At 38.1% G+C, this 19320-nt stretch carries 13 protein-coding genes; 7 read left to right on the plus strand and 6 right to left on the minus strand.

Annotated elements, in window-relative coordinates; translation table 11 throughout:
* Genes E1140_RS20780 through E1140_RS20795 form a run of 4 tightly spaced genes read left to right on the plus strand, consistent with a single transcriptional unit; the run spans position 1 to position 4056 of the window.
* Entirely contained in the window at positions 1 to 834 is an 834-nt protein-coding gene (locus E1140_RS20780) for a hypothetical protein (protein ID WP_155188657.1), read from the plus strand.
* 9 nt (positions 835 to 843) lie between these two features.
* The gene (locus tag E1140_RS20785; protein ID WP_155188659.1) at positions 844 to 2322 is read left to right on the plus strand and encodes a DUF5687 family protein; all 1479 of its coding nucleotides are present in this window, start codon (positions 844 to 846) and stop codon (positions 2320 to 2322) included.
* Between the two features lie 3 nt (positions 2323 to 2325).
* Positions 2326 to 3054, plus strand: coding sequence for an ABC transporter ATP-binding protein (locus tag E1140_RS20790; protein WP_155188661.1), 729 nt, complete (start codon positions 2326 to 2328; stop codon positions 3052 to 3054).
* 15 nt (positions 3055 to 3069) lie between these two features.
* Complete coding sequence (locus E1140_RS20795) at positions 3070 to 4056, plus strand: hypothetical protein (protein WP_155188663.1); 987 nt, start codon at positions 3070 to 3072, stop codon at positions 4054 to 4056.
* 83 nt (positions 4057 to 4139) lie between these two features.
* On the opposite strand, the gene E1140_RS20800 is transcribed toward E1140_RS20795, so the two are convergent.
* A complete protein-coding gene (locus E1140_RS20800; RefSeq protein ID WP_155188665.1) occupies positions 4140 to 4655 on the minus strand; it encodes a hypothetical protein in 516 nt (171 codons plus the stop codon).
* A 341-nt stretch (positions 4656 to 4996) separates the two neighbouring features.
* Between E1140_RS20800 and katG the strand changes: the two genes are divergently transcribed.
* Both katG and E1140_RS20810 read left to right on the plus strand, forming a co-directional pair.
* Positions 4997 to 7207 carry a catalase/peroxidase HPI gene (gene katG, locus E1140_RS20805; protein ID WP_155188667.1) on the plus strand — a complete coding sequence of 737 codons (2211 nt, stop codon included), beginning with the start codon at positions 4997 to 4999 and terminating at the stop codon, positions 7205 to 7207.
* Positions 7208 to 7383: 176 nt separating this feature from the next.
* Positions 7384 to 10665: a sensor histidine kinase gene (locus E1140_RS20810; RefSeq protein WP_155188668.1), complete on the plus strand. Its 3282-nt coding sequence runs from the start codon at positions 7384 to 7386 to the stop codon at positions 10663 to 10665.
* An 8-nt stretch (positions 10666 to 10673) separates the two neighbouring features.
* On the opposite strand, the gene E1140_RS20815 is transcribed toward E1140_RS20810, so the two are convergent.
* From E1140_RS20815 to E1140_RS20835, 5 genes are all read right to left on the minus strand, one after another.
* Positions 10674 to 11549 (minus strand): cupin domain-containing protein, encoded by an 876-nt coding sequence (locus tag E1140_RS20815; protein WP_221412741.1) that lies wholly within the window; start codon positions 11547 to 11549, stop codon positions 10674 to 10676.
* 208 nt (positions 11550 to 11757) lie between these two features.
* Positions 11758 to 13326: a beta-N-acetylhexosaminidase gene (locus E1140_RS20820; protein WP_155188670.1), complete on the minus strand. Its 1569-nt coding sequence runs from the start codon at positions 13324 to 13326 to the stop codon at positions 11758 to 11760.
* Between the two features lie 33 nt (positions 13327 to 13359).
* Positions 13360 to 14475 carry an acyltransferase family protein gene (locus tag E1140_RS20825; RefSeq protein WP_155188673.1) on the minus strand — a complete coding sequence of 372 codons (1116 nt, stop codon included), beginning with the start codon at positions 14473 to 14475 and terminating at the stop codon, positions 13360 to 13362.
* 63 nt (positions 14476 to 14538) lie between these two features.
* Entirely contained in the window at positions 14539 to 17136 is a 2598-nt protein-coding gene (locus tag E1140_RS20830; RefSeq protein WP_155188675.1) for an ABC transporter permease, read from the minus strand.
* A complete protein-coding gene (locus E1140_RS20835) occupies positions 17133 to 17468 on the minus strand; it encodes a PadR family transcriptional regulator (RefSeq protein WP_155188677.1) in 336 nt (111 codons plus the stop codon). Before E1140_RS20835 ends, E1140_RS20830 begins: the two co-directional genes overlap by 4 nt.
* A gap of 265 nt (positions 17469 to 17733) precedes the next feature.
* On the opposite strand from E1140_RS20835, the gene E1140_RS20840 reads away from it, so the two are divergent.
* Positions 17734 to 19287, plus strand: coding sequence for a M20/M25/M40 family metallo-hydrolase (locus tag E1140_RS20840; protein ID WP_155188679.1), 1554 nt, complete (start codon positions 17734 to 17736; stop codon positions 19285 to 19287).
* Positions 19288 to 19320: the final 33 nt, after the last annotated feature.

Here is a 19320-nt window from a genome sequence, read left to right on the forward strand (position 1 = left end):
TTGAATAATACTAAACCTATTGATAAGCAGCAAAAGAGCACCTTAATAGGGTATTATCTGACTCTTACCTCAGTGTTCCTAATTATGTGGCTAATTGATTTATTTTTCACTATTGCACTTACGCCTGATTGGTTTTTACCTTTGTTTGTTGCTCTGCAATTGATCCAGCTCCTTCTGGCTACAAAAGGATTCAACGCACGTATTCTTACAAATATTAATTTTCTTGAGCTTTTAGGTTTATCGCAAATAGCGCTGCTAACAACCGAGAACTATTATCATAATATCGTTTATTGGGTAGCCCTGATCCCTCTGTTGATAGTAGCCACAGCCGTATCAATAAAAGATGCCATTTTTTGGTATCTGGCTACATTTATGTTCGTAATTATTAATGGCATTTATTTTCATTCCATAACTCCACATTACAAATTTGACATCTATCCATTGCGATTTATTTTTGGAGGCAGCTTATTTCTAGCACTTTCTACATTTGTCTCACTTACCTACTTTAGAATTAAAGAGCGACAGAAAAAAGTGTTAAAAGCGAAAAATTTAGAAATAGAGAAAATCAATGATAACCTAGAAAATTTAGTGGTCCAACGAACGGCAACATTAAGTGCTCAGAATGAAAAACTAAATAAATATGCGCATATCAATGCACATGAAGTGCGTGCACCTCTAGCATCAATATTGGGGCTGATCAGTATTATAGACAAGTCGCAATTCAAAAAAGAAAATCACGAGATTATCGACAAATTAAAAGAAGCTGGTGAGCGGCTGGATGAGAAAATTAAGTATCAGAACAAAGTTCTTGAAGAGGACTCTGATTTAAAGTAAACCAACATTATGATTAAGCATTTTTTGAATCACCAATGGTTACAATTCCGAAGGTCGGCTTCATTTGAGCGAGAGTTGGGAATCACTATTTTCATATGGCTCATGGGTATTTTCGTACTTGTGAGCATTATATCTTTGGCTAATGCATTACCTAAAATTCTTTATGAAATTCCACAGATTGACGACCCAATTGCTTTTGTAAATAGTATACTTATCTATTATTTTCTAGGTGAACTGCTAATGCGCTATTTTATTCAAAAAGTGCCCGCCTTGGACATTCAACCCTATTTAAACCTACCAGTGACAAGAAGCAAAATTGCTAACTTCTTGATAGGCAAATCATTAATTAGCGCATTTAATATAGTAGCTGTTCTGCTGCTGGCTCCATTCGCATTTCAGGCACTGGAACCTCGCTATGGGCAAATCGTAATTTTATACTGGCTGGGAAGCATATTTTTCCTGTCCCTTTGCCTGCATTTTTTTAATATTCTATTTAAAAAGAAATTTGAAGAAATGCCTTGGGTTTGGGCGGTTCTAATTTCTTTGGCAGCCGGCAATTATGTGCTAACGGCATACTTTGACACCAACATATTTGGCCCTATTGGTAGTGTTTTTCAGTCTGCACTAACTTCTCCCTTTCTACTCGTTTCAACCATTATTTTATGTGCAGGATTGCTACTGCTAACTTTAAAATACTTTAAAGAAAACCTCTATCTTGAAGAGCTGGGTGAAGCATCATCTGCTAACGTAGAAACCTATTCTGAAAAGCTAAGCTTCTTAGGAAAGTCCAGTATTTACAACACCCTGATGTTGCAGGAGATCAAAATGATATTTCGCCATAAGCGCACCCGCTCGGTAATGTTGCTTTCATTAATATTTGTAGGCTATGGCCTTATTTTCTTTGGAAAAGACAACTATTCTGGCAGCAAAGGATTTTATATTTTCCTGGGCATATTTATGAGTGGCCTATTCACCATAAATTATGGTCAGTTTTTTTGGAGCTGGAATACCAATCAACTCGATTTCTTCTTCACCAAACCATTGGCTGTTCAGACATGGCTTAAGTCAAGGTACAGACTCCTACTTATAGCTTGTATAATAACCACCTTTTTATGCATTCCATATGTCTATTTCGGTTGGGATGTGCTGTTCCTAATATTAGCGGGTAGCCTATATAACATTGGTATCAACATTCCGCTCATGATCAGATTTTCACTTTGGGGGCCAAAAGCCATTGACTTAAATAAAGGCGCTTTTATGAATTACCAGGGAACTGGTGCCGCTCAATGGCTGATGGGTATTCCTTTACTTGCAGGGCCATATGTTATCTATGTTCCTGTAAGCCAGCTTTTTGGATACATGCCTGCTTTAAGCTCCATTGCTATATGCGGCATTCTAGGATTCACCTTACGAGATTATTTCATAAAACTCATCGCTCAAAAGCTGGCCAAAGTAAAATATAAACTCATTCACGACTTAACACTTTAATAAATGTTGTTGATAAAAGACTTAAAAAAATCATACAAGAAAAACGAAGTACTAAACATTGAAAAGCTGGAAGTTCCTCAAGGGCAATCCTTCGGTTTGGTAGGTAATAATGGTGCTGGTAAAACCACACTATTCAGAATAATTTTAGACCTGATAAGGGCTACTTCTGGTCATGTTGAAATTGAAGGTAATGATGTGAGCACTACTGAAGAATGGAAAAGATTTACTGGCTCTTTCATCGATGAAAAGTTTTTAATTGACTACCTAACTCCCGAAGAGTACTTTGATTTTCTGGCCAAAATCTATGGACTGAGCCAGTCAGATTTAGATGCCTTTTTAGCACAGTTTGAGCAGTTATTTAATGATGAGGTGTTGGGTCATAAAAAATACATCCGCGACTTGTCAAAAGGAAATAAGAAGAAGGTAGGTGTGGCTGCCGCACTTATCGGCAACCCATCAATTGTGCTTTTAGATGAGCCATTTGAAAACCTTGATCCAACCTCCCAGATAAGACTTAAGAAAATTATTGATGCTTTCAAGAAAGATCGGAATGTTACGTTTCTAATTTCCAGTCATGACCTCAACCATGTAACCGAAATATGCTCTAGAATTGTACTTCTTGAGAAGGGTCTTATTAAAATGGACGAGGCGGTTAACGAACAAACACTTTCTCAGCTGAACGCTTACTTTGGTGGTAACGCAGTTGAAGATGTTATTGAAAAAGGAGAATAACTAACCTTTACTATCTTGCTGAAAAAAGGAGTATTACTTATTGTCTTAAGTGGCCCTTTTCAATGGAATGCTGTGGCTCAGACTGTGAACAACGACATGACTGAAGCGATAGAATTACAAATTGACCAGCCTTTCACATCAAAGACCGATGGCAATACTGTACAATATGCCTGTATAGATCAGCAATTGACAGGCAAGTGCATTCAATATCATAATGATCAGTGGTTTACATTTACCAATACCAATTACGACACACTTTATATTAATATTGGTAATCAGCAATGCCGTGATCTTAGAGGTGTGCAGCTAGTAGCATTTGAGGGTGAGCTATGTGCTCCTGATACCTACAAAATACTCGATTGTATATCATTAGCAACACAAGATGATATCTATGCCACCATTAGTCCATTAAAGCATGACCAAAAATATTGGCTCAATATTGATGGCTATTTGCATGACTACTGCCAGTTTGAGCTGGAAGTAAGCCTAAGGCCAAAAGGCGTATCGGCCAAGCCTATTGGCCTCATAAAAAAAGTTAGCCAACAGAAAAAGAAAAGTGTCATTCAACTAAATTGGAGCATCAATGATAGTCTTGCCCAATCACTTCAGAATTTCATTATAATGCGTAGAGAAGATTCGGCATTTTCCTTTGATTCATTGGCAAGCGTGCCAGTAGAATTCAACACTTTTGGTGCTTACCAACCAGACTATATTTTTACTGATCAACTCTATGAACCTGGTGTCTATTGGTATAGAATTATTGCTCAGAACACTGAAGGTCATAAATTAATTACCGAAGAGCTTTCGTTTCAAATTAATTCCATTGACCTATCAAAAACAGTACTTTTTTTGGACTATGAAGAAAATGATGATATAGTCATCAGTGTTTATAGTGATAACAATAAGTTATTAGATACTATCAAATTGCGTTATAAAAGCCGTGAGCATCGTAACTTCCCATTGTATCTCGATAAGTACAAAAAAAGGCTGTTAAAGCATTAAGAATTGTTTTGTACAACAAAGACAATGATCACACCAAAGAGGTGTTTGTAGGGCTGTAAATACTACAGCCCAATCTCATATTCTCAAATAAACAATAATATCAGGGTAAGCACTACCCCTCCAGCAGTAAAATACATTCCCTTTTTAAAGACTGAAGTTTTCGGCATAAACATCCAGAAAGAGCTTAGAACAAAAAAGAACAAGGACAGACCAAAGAAAATATTCAAAAAGAACAAAGCATCTCCAGATTTGGCCTTGTGCATATGCGTCATTTTATCCAATACATAAGGTAATGATTTGACAGTGATATTTGCCTCGCCTGTACTTTTGTCGTAAGTACCGTTGCCAAAGTATACAAGGTTACCTTCTTCTTTCTCAATACTAAACCTTTTTATACCAAGCTTCTGGCCAATCTCTTCTCCATTGACATTTGGTTCAATACTTTTAGTAATTACTTTTTCCTGCTTAAGGAAATCGGTATCCCTAAAAATCAAAACAATACCACTTAAAGAATACACCGCCATTATACCCGCCAGGAAAAAACCCAGGTATCGGTGAACCACCCTCATCTTAAAACCAAAATCCCCTTTTACAGCCATTTAATCAATACTTTTTTTATCAGTTTGCAATAATAAAAAAACATCACGACATCTTATTTAGAATTAGTCTAATTTTATTTAAAAGGTTTTCAGGAAGGATTCATCTGCCAATAATGACTTCATTGGTATCTCAAAGATTAAGAAAATCATACTCAATTCTTTCTATGTTGTGATATTCTAAAGACTGTTATAATGCCTTTTTAAAGGGACATGAATTCGTTAAATTAAAGGGATATCTGAGCTCAACGATTCAATAAGTTGAGCTAATGACTAAATAATAATTATAAATAAAGATTATAGCATATTTACAGAAATAGCAATTAATAAACTTAATCGATACAATGGAAAATTACACACACCCAAATGACTCTAACGGTGCAAGCAAGTGCCCTTTTCTTGGAGGCGAACTACATGGCAGCGCAGGCGGTGGACCTAGAAACCGCGACTGGTGGCCAAATCAACTGAACTTAGGAATTTTACGCCAACATTCTTCTTTGTCCAATCCTATGGGCGAAGATTTCAACTATGCGGAAGAGTTTAAGAAGCTCAACCTAAAGGCATTGAAGAAGGATCTTTTCGATTTGATGACTACCTCTCAAGACTGGTGGCCAGCAGATTATGGTCATTATGGACCATTTTTTATTAGAATGGCATGGCACAGCGCAGGTACATATCGTATTCAGGATGGCCGCGGTGGTGGTGGTGCTGGAACACAGCGCTTTGCTCCACTTAATAGCTGGCCAGATAATGCCAACTTAGATAAAGCACGTCTGCTTTTATGGCCCATCAAACAAAAATATGGCAAGCAAATTTCATGGGCTGACCTCATGATACTTGCCGGTAACTGCGCATTAGAATCAATGGGTTTCGAAACCTTTGGTTTTGGCGGTGGTCGCGAAGATGTATGGGAGCCTGAAGAAGATATCTATTGGGGCTCTGAAGGCCAATGGATGGGCGATGAAAAAAGAATCAGCGGAGATCGTGAATTAGAAAACCCATTAGGTGCTACACACATGGGACTAATCTATGTAAACCCTGAAGGACCAGGAGGCAACCCTGATCCTATTGCCGCTGCTAAAGACATCAGAGAAACTTTTGGTAGAATGGCGATGAATGATGAAGAAACCGTAGCCTTAATAGCCGGTGGTCATACATTTGGTAAAACACACGGAGCAGAGGATCCTGACAAGTATGTAGGTGCTGAACCAGAAGGAGCTACCATGGCAGAACAAAGCCTTGGTTGGAGCAATAGTTTTGGAAGTGGAAGCGGAGCTGACACTATCACCAGCGGTCTTGAAGGAGCATGGACGACCACACCAACTAAATGGAGCAATAACTTCTTCGAAAACCTATTTGGTTTTGATTGGGAATTGACAAAAAGTCCGGCAGGTGCTCATCAGTGGAGACCTAAAGGTGGTGCAGGCGCAGGAACTGTACCTGATGCCCATGATCCAGCTAAAAAACATGCGCCTTTTATGTTAACTACTGACCTTTCTTTGAAAATGGATCCTATCTATGAGCCAATTTCAAGAAGATTCTACGAAAATCCAGATCAGTTTGCTGATGCCTTTGCAAGAGCATGGTATAAGTTAACACATCGTGATATGGGACCTCTGGCTCGTTATCTGGGACCAGAAGTGCCTTCAGAAGAATTGAGTTGGCAAGATCCAATTCCTGCCGTTTCGCATGAGTTGATCAATGACAGTGATATTGCAGACTTGAAATCAAAAATATTAGCATCAGGATTGAGCGTTTCCGAATTGGTATCTACTGCCTGGGCGTCTGCTTCTACCTTCCGTGGATCTGACAAACGCGGTGGTGCCAATGGTGCTCGAATTCGTCTCGCGCCTCAAAAGGATTGGGAGGCCAATAACCCAGCACAACTGGCTAAAGTTCTAAAAACTTTAGAGGGTATTAAAAATGATTTTGGTAAGGAAGTTTCTATGGCTGACTTAATTGTACTTAGCGGATGTGCCGGTATTGAAAAGGCAGCTAAAAATGCTGGCCAAAATGTTACCGTCCCATTTACACCAGGCCGTGCTGACGCTTCACAGGAGCAAACAGATATTGAATCTTTTGAAGCTCTAGAACCATTAACTGATGGTTTCAGAAACTACTTTAAGCCAAAGCATAAAACAACAGCTGAAGAAATGCTAGTTGATAAATCTCAACTACTCACGCTATCTCCTCCTGAAATGACCGTACTGGTTGGCGGCATGAGAGTATTAAACACCAACTATGATGGTTCTAAACATGGCGTCTTCACCGATAAGCCTGAAGCTTTAACAAATGACTTCTTTGTGAATCTTTTAGACATGGGGACAACCTGGAAAGCTACATCTGAAAAAGAAGATCTGTTTGAAGGAAGCGACCGTGGAACGGGTAAAGTAAAATGGACTGGGACTCGTGCTGACCTTATATTTGGCTCAAATTCAGAGCTAAGAGCCCTTGCAGAAGTTTATGGCTGTTCAGACTCTAAAGACAAATTTGTCAAAGATTTTGTTGCAGCCTGGGACAAGGTAATGAACCTTGATCGTTTCGATCTGCAGTAATATTTATAGAGTGATAATTTAGTTTGAGAAGTGGCCCAGAAACGGGTCACTTTTTTATTTCCATAGGGTTAGAAATTTGTAAATTTTGCAATTAGTCGTTTAAATCTATATGAAAGCATTTCATTGAAATAGTTGTTTCAAATGACTATCTTAACTGCTTCCAATTTTTTTAAACTATGTCTATAGGCAGAGTATTAGTTGCTTTTTTTCTGTTTTGCACCCTTAATTCGTTTGGTCAAAACCAGATTCGTTTTGAGAGAATAACTGTGGAAGATGGTCTTTCTCAATCTTCCATTAAATCCATGGTACAGGATAAATATGGTTATTTATGGGTCGCTACACTTGACGGCATCAATAAATATGACGGCAATAGGTTTTATCAGTATCATCATATTGATGACGACCCAGCCTCGATACCCAGAAATAATATTCATAGACTTTTCATTGATAATAATCAAAACCTTTGGGTCTCCTCTGAAGGATCTTTAAGTCAATATATTCAGGAAGAAAACAAATTTGTTTCTTACAATTTGATCGCTGATGAAGTCAATGACTCCGAAATACTCGTACATGACATGTTTCAGCAGTCGGATAGCATTTTTTTAATAGCTTCTAATCTGGGTATGTGGGCATTTAATATTAACAATGAAAAACTGATAAGAACCCCTCAATTCTTCAATTTTAGTAATCAGGAAGTAAGAAACTTTGTCTTCAATGAGGATGGAAGTATTTGGGTAGCCACAGATAGGGCGGTGTATCATAAAAATACCTCAGACAATGACTTCAATGAATTATTGGAGCATGACTCAAGAATTACATTTTACTATAGTAAACAAACTAACGAAGTATATATTCATGGCCGTGATAGTTTGAGTAAGTACAATCCCATAACCAATAGATTTAATTCCATCTACAATTTCTCGGATTCCGAAAAGATTGGAGAATTCCGAATGCCCATAATGCAACTAAGCAATGGCGAGTTATGGGTATTAAGAAGGGATGCTTTCATTTTTGACTCACAGGGTAAGCACAAAAGAACGCTTAAATATGTGCATCAGGATCCGTTTGCTTTATCTAGTGATTATCTGTCCTGTATTTATCAGACCAAAGATGAAGTGGTTTGGATTGGAACCAACGGCCTGGGCTTGAACAAATACAGCCCTCAATTTTCTGTGTTCAACTACTATGGGAGTTTTGCTGGTGCTCCAATCTCTTTGTCAAGTAATTTTGTAACCGCAGTTACTACTAAAGATGACAATACCATTTACGTGGCAACCATGGAAGGGCTGGATATTATAAATCAAAATGAAAATAATACATTTCACATTAACATTAACTCAATCGATGGTGATAAGTCTCGGATAAATTCGATACTTCTCGAAGAGGATAATGATCTATGGTTAGGAACATCACATGGGCTAAGAAAATGGGATGGCCATGAAATCGAATACATCGAAAATAATGATAAAATAGGTGCAACTAACACTACCATAAATGAACTTTTGAAGGTTTCACCAAGCAGCTTTTTAGTTGCTACTAACACTGGGGTTTATTTGTTTAATACCAATACTTATAAATCCAAAAAGTTATCAGCAACCAGCACATCGGTTATGATGATTTTCGAGGGTAAGCTTTGGGCTGAAAAATTCAATGATATTATTAAGTATGATACTAGCGATTATTTAATTTCTGAAGAAATAAAAATAGGTGCTAGTGGCAATTCAAGCTTTCCAGATGCCAGCATTAAGTGCTTCTATAGTGACACAGAAGGAGCAGTCTGGGTAGGTACAGCAGGCGGAGGACTCGTTCATTATGATATTCAAAAGAACCATTTTCAAACTTTTACGGAAAAAGACGGCCTGCCCAATAGCGTGATATATGGCATCTTAGAAGATGATCAAAACAACCTATGGTTAAGTACTAATAAAGGGATAGCTGTATTCAGCAAAACAGAGATGCGATGCATTCGTAGTTTCAATACTACGCATGGATTACAGGGTAACGAGTTTAATACAAAAGCCTTTTATCAATCACCTTCTGGTAAAATGTACTTTGGTGGTGTAAATGGGCTGACCTCTTTCAATCCTAAGGAAGCTAATGCTCTTATCAGCGACATACCCAAATGTATTGTTACGTCTTTATTGATAAATGGCGTTCGGAAAGAGGAAATTGGAAACGGTACATCACTAAATCAAATCCTTACTAATAGGAAAATGGAATTGGCCTGGAATGAGAGAAATTTTGGCTTTGAAATCAGTAGTTTAGGATTCTCCTACCCAGCACATACTTCCTATCAATACACTTTAGAGGGCTATGAGAAAAGTTGGAATCTGTTGGAAAATGAACGTAGAATACAGTTTACAAATATTCCTCCCGGAAAATACACCCTGCGCGCCAAAGCTTCCAACTCTTTTGGCGAATGGGAAAAGGAAGGACTTGAGTTAGTGATTACTGTTACTCCCCCTTTATGGCGAACCCCATGGTTTATAATTCTGATAGTTGGAATGATTACACTTTTCATTTACTCCATTTTTCAATGGAGAACCAGAAGGCTCAGACTTCAAACTGCACTTCTCGAAAAACTAGTAAATGAACGGACACAAAAACTTCAAATCCAACAGGAGGAAATTCAGGCAGCCAATGAAGAGCTTACTGCCCAGTCTGAACTAATGGATGAACGCAATACGGAATTAGAAAGAGTAAAGGATTCTTTAGAAGAACGTGTGGAAGAAAGGACAACAACTCTGCAAAAGGTTAATGAAGAGCTAGTCGACCAAAATACAAAACTCGAACAGTTCGCATTTATAACTGCACATAATATAAAAGGGCCCGTTGCTCAGGTGAAAGGACTTATCAATTTGCTTAAAATAGATGACTCAGAAGTTTTGCAACTCCTTAGCTCTAGTATTAACGATCTTGATCAGGTAATATCTGACTTAAGCATTGTCTTGAGTATCCGTAAAGGGATGGGAAACTTAATTGAACCTGTGGAGTTAAAAGAACAGCTTACTCTTGCCTTAAAAATGCTCACTGAAGACATTAAGAAGGTCAATGGAACAGTTAATATTAACGAATTCAAGGAAGTGCACATTGAAGGTTTGCGTCCTTATGTCTACAGTATATTCTATAACCTTATTCATAATGCATTAAAATATAGAAGTGAAGAGCGTGATGTAGTGATTAACTGCTCAAATATTTTGATTGAGGGTGAAAAGATTAAAATCATGATAGAGGATAACGGCATAGGAATTGACATGAACTATGCTGAAAATAAAATATTTAATCTTTATCAGCGATTCCACCCCGAAAGAATCGGTAAAGGATTTGGTCTATTTCTTACCAAGGCCCATGTAGAAGCTATGAAAGGTACTATTACTGTGGAAAGCGAAGTAGATCGAGGAACTCGCTTTACGATGGAATTCCCAGTATGTAAAGAGGTGATAATAAAGACTGATTGATAAAATCTTTACTCCTCGTATTTTTGTAGTGCCAAAAATTTGAGCTCAGTATCTCCGACATTTTTGATGCCATGCTCAATATTAGGGGGGCAATAAAAGCTAGTATTAGGTCCGGCTACTCTTGTTTTTCCATCAAGATAAAACTCTGCAGTACCTTCTAAAACGTAAAAGAACTCATCCTCTGAGTGCTTATGGGGTTGATGTGTTTGAGAACCTGGAGCTACAACACTCATCTTCATCGTTCTGCCAGCTAAAAATTCCTTATCAACAAACCAAAACTGATATCCTGCCTTTGTTTTGATGGTTTCATCCATTGAAAACTCAGACACACAGTTTTCTATTGTAAACTGCACATCCTTTTGTGCAACAGGAGTTTTCTTTTGTTTTGTAAAAGTTCCGTCATTCCAAACCAATTCAATTGTTGAGCCCAAATCATACTTTTGATACTCTTCAGGTATTTTACCAAATCTATGTGTCTGTGATTCAACTTTAATATTCTCACCGTCAATAGGCAGATGAAATAAAAACCCAAAAAATCTGGCAAATACCTCTCTGCTGATTGGCTTTACGCCATCCTTCTTCATTTGTTCCGTATCAAAAAAGTCTGCAATCGTAATTTCAGGAACAACGTAGCTAGCTGGAACTTTAGAAGTCTTTTTATCAGTCTTTATATAAAAAAACAGATCAGTATCACAAGGACCTTCACACTCAGTATAAGTTACACCGACAAGCTGACTACCATTAGACACCTTCCAACATTTCAGTGTTTCATAGCCTTCATAAGCCCCGGAAAAGGCTACGTAATAATTCTCAGGACGATAGTCTATAAGATATGGTCTTTCTTTCTCGGCTCCTTCCTTATAATTTAAAAAATTGTTAATCATAAGTTCTTTTTGACCAAGTGACAACCCGCCAAGTGGAAGTTCAAAAAAGATTTCCTTGATTGTTTGACCAAAAGATATCTGTGTCAGAAATAATAAAGCAACTATAAAAAGCCTGTATCTCATACTTCCTTTTCTCTATCCTAACAATAGAGTTATTATAACGTAAAATTTAATTATGCTAAGCTATGTACTTATATATCAATAACTTTTATTCAGTAACCCACTGCACTTTTTTAGACGCGTAATAATCCACTTGCATTAATTTCAATCTTTCAGCCTGCGCAGCTAACCGTGCTTTATAGGTATCCCACTTTCTCAAAACTTTGGGTGACCATCCAATCTCCGCATAACCCATAATTCTAGGAAACATCATATACTCTAGATCATCAATGGTTTCCATAGTTTCAGTCCAAAGTGGAGCCTCCACTCCTATAATATTTGCTCTTTTTATTTGCTCATTAAGTTCTGCCGGATCCCATTGATAGCCTTCATCAACTTCTATGTAAGCCGCCCAATTCTGACCCAATCTGGTCGCAGAATCGTACTGCATGTCTAAATACGCCTTGTAAGCAGGTGACATAATAACCTTCGCGCCTTGACTAAGGCCCATGATAATATTGTCTGCCTCAGACCAATACTGAATAATCGAACTACTGTCCAGCTCAGCATTGGCCACCTCATCCCAGCCAATCATCCTTTTATTGTGCGATAAAACAATCTCCTGTACTCTGTTGATAAATGGAATATAATCTTCCATGGGTGTAACATGAGACTCATCTCCACCAATATGAATGTAGGGGCCAGGAGTCAAAACGGCCAATTCACCAATAACATCATCAACAAACTGGTAGGTAATTTCCTTATCCGTGCAAAGTGTGCTGAAGCCTACTTCTGTACCAGTATATAATTCTGGAGCTTCACCTGAACAGTTTAATTCTGGATAAGACGACAATGCAGCATTGGTATGACCTGGCATGTCAATCTCTGGAATTATCATGATGTATCTTTCTGCTGCATATTGAACAATCTCCTTATAATCCTCCTGAGTATAAAATCCTCCATCTCCTCCACCAACCTCTGTCTTACCTCCATGAGCTGTCAAGTTTGGCCAAGATTTGATCTCTATCCTCCACCCCTGATCATCTGCCAAATGTAGATGCAGCCTGTTCATCTTATAAGCAGCAATCAAATCAATATACCTTTTGACATCTTCCTTACTAAAAAAGTGTCTTGATACGTCTAGCATTGACCCGCGGTATTCATATTCCGGATAATCAACTATTTTTCCTGTAGCCACTGTCCATTGTTGATCTTGAACGGATTGGGCCTCAATTTTAGCCGGCAACAATTGCCTCAAAGTTTGAATTCCTCTAAACAAACCTTCTGGCTGCCTAGCTGAAAGTTTTATTATATCTTCTGTTACTTCTAATTCATAACCCTCAGCCTTATCAACACTTTCAGGGATCAACGCTAAATATATACCTGCGGCTGGTTCTGTATCAACCACTTCTATTATAAAATCAAACCCAGTAGCAGTATGTAGGAAGTTGCTCAGGTAAGCAGAAACATTTTTAGTTTCATCATTGCTTTCTGAAATGTATATGACTGTTTCATTGGTAATAGTATGAGTAGATCCTGTTGCCGAAACGGAAACCGGAACAGGTATCATACTAACCTTTGTAAGATCAGTAGGCTCAGGCTTAGCACATGAAAATATTAGAATAGGGAAAAGAAATATGATGAGATATTGCTTCAATTTTTCCGCTACAGAATACATAGAAGTTGGATTAATTTGAATTTATTTTTTGGCTTAAACCTTAATATATATCTTCTTTTTATCCATTACATACCCTATAAACCAATTAAGCAATGTGAATAAAATGGCGAAAAGCAATGAGGCATTAGCCGGAGTCATGTAAGATTTAAGACCTTCAATGATTGCTCCATTTAGGCTTCCATCTCCAACTCGTATGGTATAATAGAAAGTTGCAAGCACCCACGATACAATATAAATAAATAATGGATTCTTACCGAAAACCTCAAAGAAATAAGTCCAGTGTTTAATCTGCTTCATTTCTATTAGATAGATAAGCATCGCCAGAATAGACATACATATACCTGAGGTAATGATTGTATAGGAGCTGGTCCAAATCTTTTTATTAATAGGGAAGAACAGATCCCAAAATAGAGCTACCAAAATCATAGCTCCCCCTGCCAACATCAGCTTGGCTATTGTCTCATATGAGTTGTTTTGTTTTCTGATGTACATTCCCGTAAAATATCCAAGCACAACATTTACAACGGCAGGTAATGTGCTTAACAGCCCTTCTGGATCAAAAGGAACACCTTCTCCATTATAGATACGCTCTGCTCCGAAAATTGAGATGTCAATGGCATTACCAACGTAGCTTGTTATGCTAAATGGATCAGGAGCCATACCAAAAAAATATAGAATACACCAATAGCCCAATAATATAAACAAGCTGGTACCAATAACCTGTTTTCTGGTGCAATAATGTATAAGTACAGATGCCAATAGATAACATAAAGCAATCCGCTGTAGTACACCTGGAATTCTAACTGCCGAAATTGGAATAACAGAGCTTGAGCCAAAATCATAAAAAGGAAACCATTGTAGCAGGTAGCCGATCAGAAAAATAAGAAAGCTTCGTTTCAATATTTTTCCCCAAAAAATCGTATTACCCTGCTGCTCATACTTTCCCATCGCGAATGCCATGGCATTACCAACGGCAAATAGAAAGGCAGGAAAGACCATATCGGTCAAGGTCAGCCCATGCCATCGTGCATGTTGTAATGGCCCATACTGAATACCCCATTCTCCAGGATTGTTGACAGTGATCATCAAACAAACTGTAGCTCCACGAAAAACATCCAGGGAAAGGTATCTGGGTTTTTGATCAGACATTAGTTCTATTTTAAATCAAAGAACCAATATACAAAATGATCCTAATTATGTGCCCTTCATTTTCTATTCAATCCTCAGCGTATCTACTGGATTGCTATTCTTAACTTTCACTAGCTGCATACTAACGGTGAGCAAAATGACAATTAGTAAAAATGATATGGCGAAGAACAATGGCAAGGCTCCTACTCCAGAATGAAACGAATAAACTGAATCTAGTAAAGCTCCAATGGCCATACTTCCTAGAAGGCCACCAATAAGGCAGCCTATTGCCCAAAGAATAACGATTCTTTTAACAATGATTTTTGAAAGTTGAAACATTGTAGCTCCCAGAATCTTTCTAATACCAAAGTCTTTCATTTTGTTGTTAATATTTAACGAAACAAGCCCGAAAAGTCCCATGGCAGAGAGTATAACAGCCAGTGTAGCTGTAAAAAGCATTGTATTTCTGAGGCCCTTCATTTCGAAAAAGTACATATCAAACATCTCTGCTTGAACAATACCATTATAAATATCATTATCCACCTTTTCATGCCACAACTCTTTTACAAACGTAGCCATGACCTCAGTCTGGTCTTCTGCAACTTTAATAGTAAGATAATGCATATTACTATCTGGCAAAGCGCTTATGACCACCGGGTTGATTGAGAAAGCGAAATTCTCAGCATGAAAATCTTCCACTATGCCAATAATGTTCATTTCATTACTATCAATAGTAACGGTTTGTTCAACTGGAAACTCTAGGTTATACCAGTCCATAAATGTGCGATTGACTATTATACTATTTGTAATATCAGTGGCCATAGCCGAATTAAATAACCTACCCTCAGATAGTCGAAAACCCATAATATCCGGATAATTAGCAGTTGCTCGTATAAAATCCACTTCCATTTCCTCCTCACCTATTTTAACAGTTGTTTCAGAAATATTTCGTCCTACAAGGTCCATACTTCCTGCAGTACCAAGTACTTGGCTTTGCTGAAGCAACTCGTTTTTAATCTCCTTATATTCCTTATCACTAGGTAGATTCACTACTATTTTGGATGAGTTGTCATATCCCCAATCACGATTATGATTTATATTATTGGTCTGAACAAAAGCAATTCCTGATATTATGGTAATAATTGCCAACACAAATTGAAAAGTTAGTAATACACTGGTAAAAACACTTTTGCTACTCATACGCTGCTTACCTGAAAATATATCCACTGGCTTAAATGAGCTAATATAAAAAGCTGGATAAGCCCCTGAAGCAAGTGTAATAAAAACCAGCAGGCCACCAAAAAACAGATAAATATATGGGTCATTAAGTAGGTCAACTTTAAGATTGGTAGTAGCCATATCATTAAACCACGGAATGAAAAGCGTAATGGCAATCAGTACTCCCAGGGTAATTGAGATAAGACAAGTAATTAGGTTTTCAGTTAGAAATTGGAATACTAGCTGACTTCTTTTTACTCCAATAGCCTTGCGAACACCTATTTCTTTAACTCGTTTAGTCGCCATTAAAATGGCAATGTTGATATAATTGAAAATCGCCAAAGTCAGCATAAAAATGCCAATGGCGGCTAATACAATTTGTGGTGCCAAATTCGCTCCGTTTGCTGCCCCACCTTCAATTTGCTCAGCCATTCTGGAGAGCCCCATCATTGGTTCCAGTTGAATGCCAAGGTATTTATTATCTTGATCCATCTCATTATGGATATCTACCAACCTTTTCAAACCAGCCAATAATTCGACTGAACTACCTTCTTCTTCTATTTGCAAAAATGTCCAAGAAGACTTCTCCCAATTTTCATCTAAAGAAGTAGTGGAATTAAGCAATTGATTATTAAGCAGTATATCGAAATTAAACATGGCAACATTGGACAAGTCTTCCATGACTGCACCTATGGTGACCGCCTTCGCCTCTCCGTTTATATACACTCTGATTTCCTCTCCCACAGGAAATTCATCTCGAAAGAATTTCTGAGCAACAGACTCAGTAACAATAACTTGATTAGGATCATCAAGTGCTTGAGCAGAGCCATAAAGTACATTATATGTAAACATATCCATGTATTGAGAATCTACATATTGTACAAACTGTGAAAAATTCTCGTTCTTACAATTGACAACAACCCTCGCATTATTGATTCGTGATACATACTTTACAGAAGGAAAATTCTCCTTTATGACATTTGCTAAAGGAGATGACAGGTACCCAAATTGAGTAACCTCATCATTTTCAGTAGCTGTATGTGTGATCATATAAATATGATCTTTGTTTTCATGATACATACCCTTTAGCCAGTTGCCTTCAATAAAAAGATAAGCTACAATACAGCAGGCTATGGCTATTGCCAACCCTAGTATATTGATAAGTGATGGCTGTTTTTGTTTGAGTAAATTTCTCCAGCCGATTTTGAAATAATTTTTGAGCATGCCTGTTGAGTTAAATTGTTGTTGTTGAGTTGTTGATCTTTTTATATTTCTCCATCTGAAAAAGCGAATGATGTCCCACCAAAATGCCCATTTTGCTTGCTTCTCCCCTTTTTCACTGAGCCTCCAATAGTATAATTCATGCACATCGCCCTGGATTTGCTCCAGTAGTCTGGGGTTGCAGTAAAATTCAAGTAGACGATCGGCCCACCTTGGCGGTGAAGTTGGCTTTTGACTTTTCATACTGAGAAATTGTATGATAGTGGAGGAAGTTGACTGTATAGCTTATCTCTCATGGCTTTCATTTCATCCACCACTGACCGGCCAGAGGCTGACAATGTGTAAACCCTTTTTCTCCTGCCACCTCGCTCATTGGTTGCACCCCCCATTTGAGAGTTTAAAAAACCCTTTTCTTCAAGTCGATTGAGTACTGCATGAATAGCACTGATGTTAACTGATCTCCCGGTTTGATCTGACAATTCCTTCAAAACCGCTACACCATAGGCCTCCGTTTGCAAAATGCCAACGGTCAGTAATATGAGCTCTTCCAACTCACCGATATGATTTCCTTTCATCTGAAATTATTTCATTTACAAATATAGATCAAATATATATAATCTATATTTGTAAATGAAATGTAATCTTGAATTATCTATTCTGACCAATGAGTATTTGGCGAGCCTTGGAAATGACACCTTGTATTTCTCAACCACTTAACCTGTCGTGTAAACCTTTAATAGGATTCTTGTGAAAAAAATTAGCTCAAGATTAAGTTCAAAGGTTAATTTTTCCTTCTTTAACGGCCTATTTAAGACGATTTTAACCTAACCCATTTGAATTATGAAACAGATTTACTCCATCCTTTGTATCGGATTACTTCTTATTGGCAATACAGCCTTTGCCCAAAATGTCGAAGTCCCTATTGTCAAGGACATCGTAAAAGAAGCCAATGAAAATTCTGAGTTAGAACGATTGGCTCATGAGCTTATGGATGTTATTGGTCCACGGTTAGTAGGAACTCCGCAAATGAATAAGGCCAATGACTGGGCTGTCGTGCAATATGGCAAATGGGATATTTCAGCCAAAAATGAGCAATGGGGCGAATGGCGTGGTTGGGAAAGAGGCATTACCCATATCGACCTTATTCACCCAAGAGTGCAAACATTAGAAGGCACTCAATTGGCATGGAACCCAGGCACGTCAGATAAAGGGGTAACTGCTGAGGTTATTGTTTTACCAACGGTTAAAGATTCAATGGAATTCCAGGCCTGGCTACCTAAGGTAAAAGGCAAAATAGTACTGATATCAATGAAGCAAGCCACTGGGCGCCCTGACTACAACTGGGAAGAATTTGCCACTGATGAGTCTTTCGAGAAAATGAAAGCTGAACGTGATGCCGCAGAAAAAGAATGGAATGAAAATATGGATCGCACTGGTTATGACAGGCGATCTATCATTGGGGCACTAGAAGATGCCGGAGCTGCTGCGCTAGTATCATCATACTGGAGCAAAGGATTTGGCGTAAACAAAATCTTTAGTGCCAGAACTAAGAAAATACCTACCATCAGTATGGCATTAGAAGATTATGGGATGATCTACCGCATGGCAGAATATGGTGATAAGCCACAAATCAAAATAGTGGCAAAATCAAAAGAGCTGGGCAATGTGCCTACTTTCAATACGATCGCAGAAATAAAGGGTACTGAAAAACCAGAGGAGTATGTGATTTTATCAGCGCATTTTGATTCTTGGGACGGTGGCACAGGAGCTACTGATAACGGCACTGGTACTCTTGTGATGATGGAGGCCATGAGAATTCTTAAAAAGCTTTATCCAAACCCAAAACGCACAATTTTAGCGGGGCACTGGGGTAGTGAGGAGCAAGGACTTAATGGGTCAAGAGCATTTGTTGAGGACCATCCTGAAATTGTAGAAAACGTTCAGGCTTTATTTAACCAGGATAACGGTACAGGCAGAGTAGTGAGGTTATCCGGTGGCGGATTCTTACACTCTTATGAATACTTAACCAGATGGCTGGATGCTGTGCCAAGTGATGTTTCAAAACACATCGAGACGGAATTTCCAGGAATCCCTGGTGGTGGCGGATCAGATTATGCTTCTTTTCTTGCTGCTGGTGCACCTGCCTTTAGCTTAAGCTCATTAAGCTGGTCTTACTGGAATTACACATGGCATACCAACCGTGACACTTACGATAAAATAGTTTTTGATGATGTGCGTAATAATGTAATACTAACAGCAGTATTAGCCTACATGGCTAGTGAAGATCCTGAAAAGACTTCTAGAGAAAAAATTGTTTTGCCAATAAACCCAAGAACAGGTGAACAAAGAACGTGGCCAACACCACGATCACCAGAAAGAAAAGGAGGCCAATAAAACTTAATTTAAGGCTGTCGCAAATACTAATCA

This window comes from Fulvivirga lutimaris (assembly GCF_009711525.1).
GTDB classification, from domain to species: Bacteria; Bacteroidota; Bacteroidia; order Cytophagales; family Cyclobacteriaceae; genus Fulvivirga; species Fulvivirga lutimaris.

What these genes read in the sequence shown, in the direction of transcription:
- E1140_RS20820 (WP_155188670.1), bottom strand. Translation starts at nt 13,326, where the DNA reads ATGTATTCTGTAGCGGAAAAATTGAAGCAATATCTCATCATATTTCTT.
- E1140_RS20790 (WP_155188661.1), top strand. Translation starts at nt 2,326, where the DNA reads ATGTTGTTGATAAAAGACTTAAAAAAATCATACAAGAAAAACGAAGTA.
- E1140_RS20810 (WP_155188668.1), top strand. Translation starts at nt 7,384, where the DNA reads ATGTCTATAGGCAGAGTATTAGTTGCTTTTTTTCTGTTTTGCACCCTT.
- E1140_RS20785 (WP_155188659.1), top strand. Translation starts at nt 844, where the DNA reads ATGATTAAGCATTTTTTGAATCACCAATGGTTACAATTCCGAAGGTCG.
- E1140_RS20830 (WP_155188675.1), bottom strand. Translation starts at nt 17,136, where the DNA reads ATGAAAAGTCAAAAGCCAACTTCACCGCCAAGGTGGGCCGATCGTCTA.
- E1140_RS20815 (WP_221412741.1), bottom strand. Translation starts at nt 11,549, where the DNA reads ATGATTAACAATTTTTTAAATTATAAGGAAGGAGCCGAGAAAGAAAGA.
- E1140_RS20825 (WP_155188673.1), bottom strand. Translation starts at nt 14,475, where the DNA reads ATGTCTGATCAAAAACCCAGATACCTTTCCCTGGATGTTTTTCGTGGA.
- katG (WP_155188667.1), top strand. Translation starts at nt 4,997, where the DNA reads ATGGAAAATTACACACACCCAAATGACTCTAACGGTGCAAGCAAGTGC.
- E1140_RS20840 (WP_155188679.1), top strand. Translation starts at nt 17,734, where the DNA reads ATGAAACAGATTTACTCCATCCTTTGTATCGGATTACTTCTTATTGGC.
- E1140_RS20800 (WP_155188665.1), bottom strand. Translation starts at nt 4,655, where the DNA reads ATGGCTGTAAAAGGGGATTTTGGTTTTAAGATGAGGGTGGTTCACCGA.
- E1140_RS20835 (WP_155188677.1), bottom strand. Translation starts at nt 17,468, where the DNA reads ATGAAAGGAAATCATATCGGTGAGTTGGAAGAGCTCATATTACTGACC.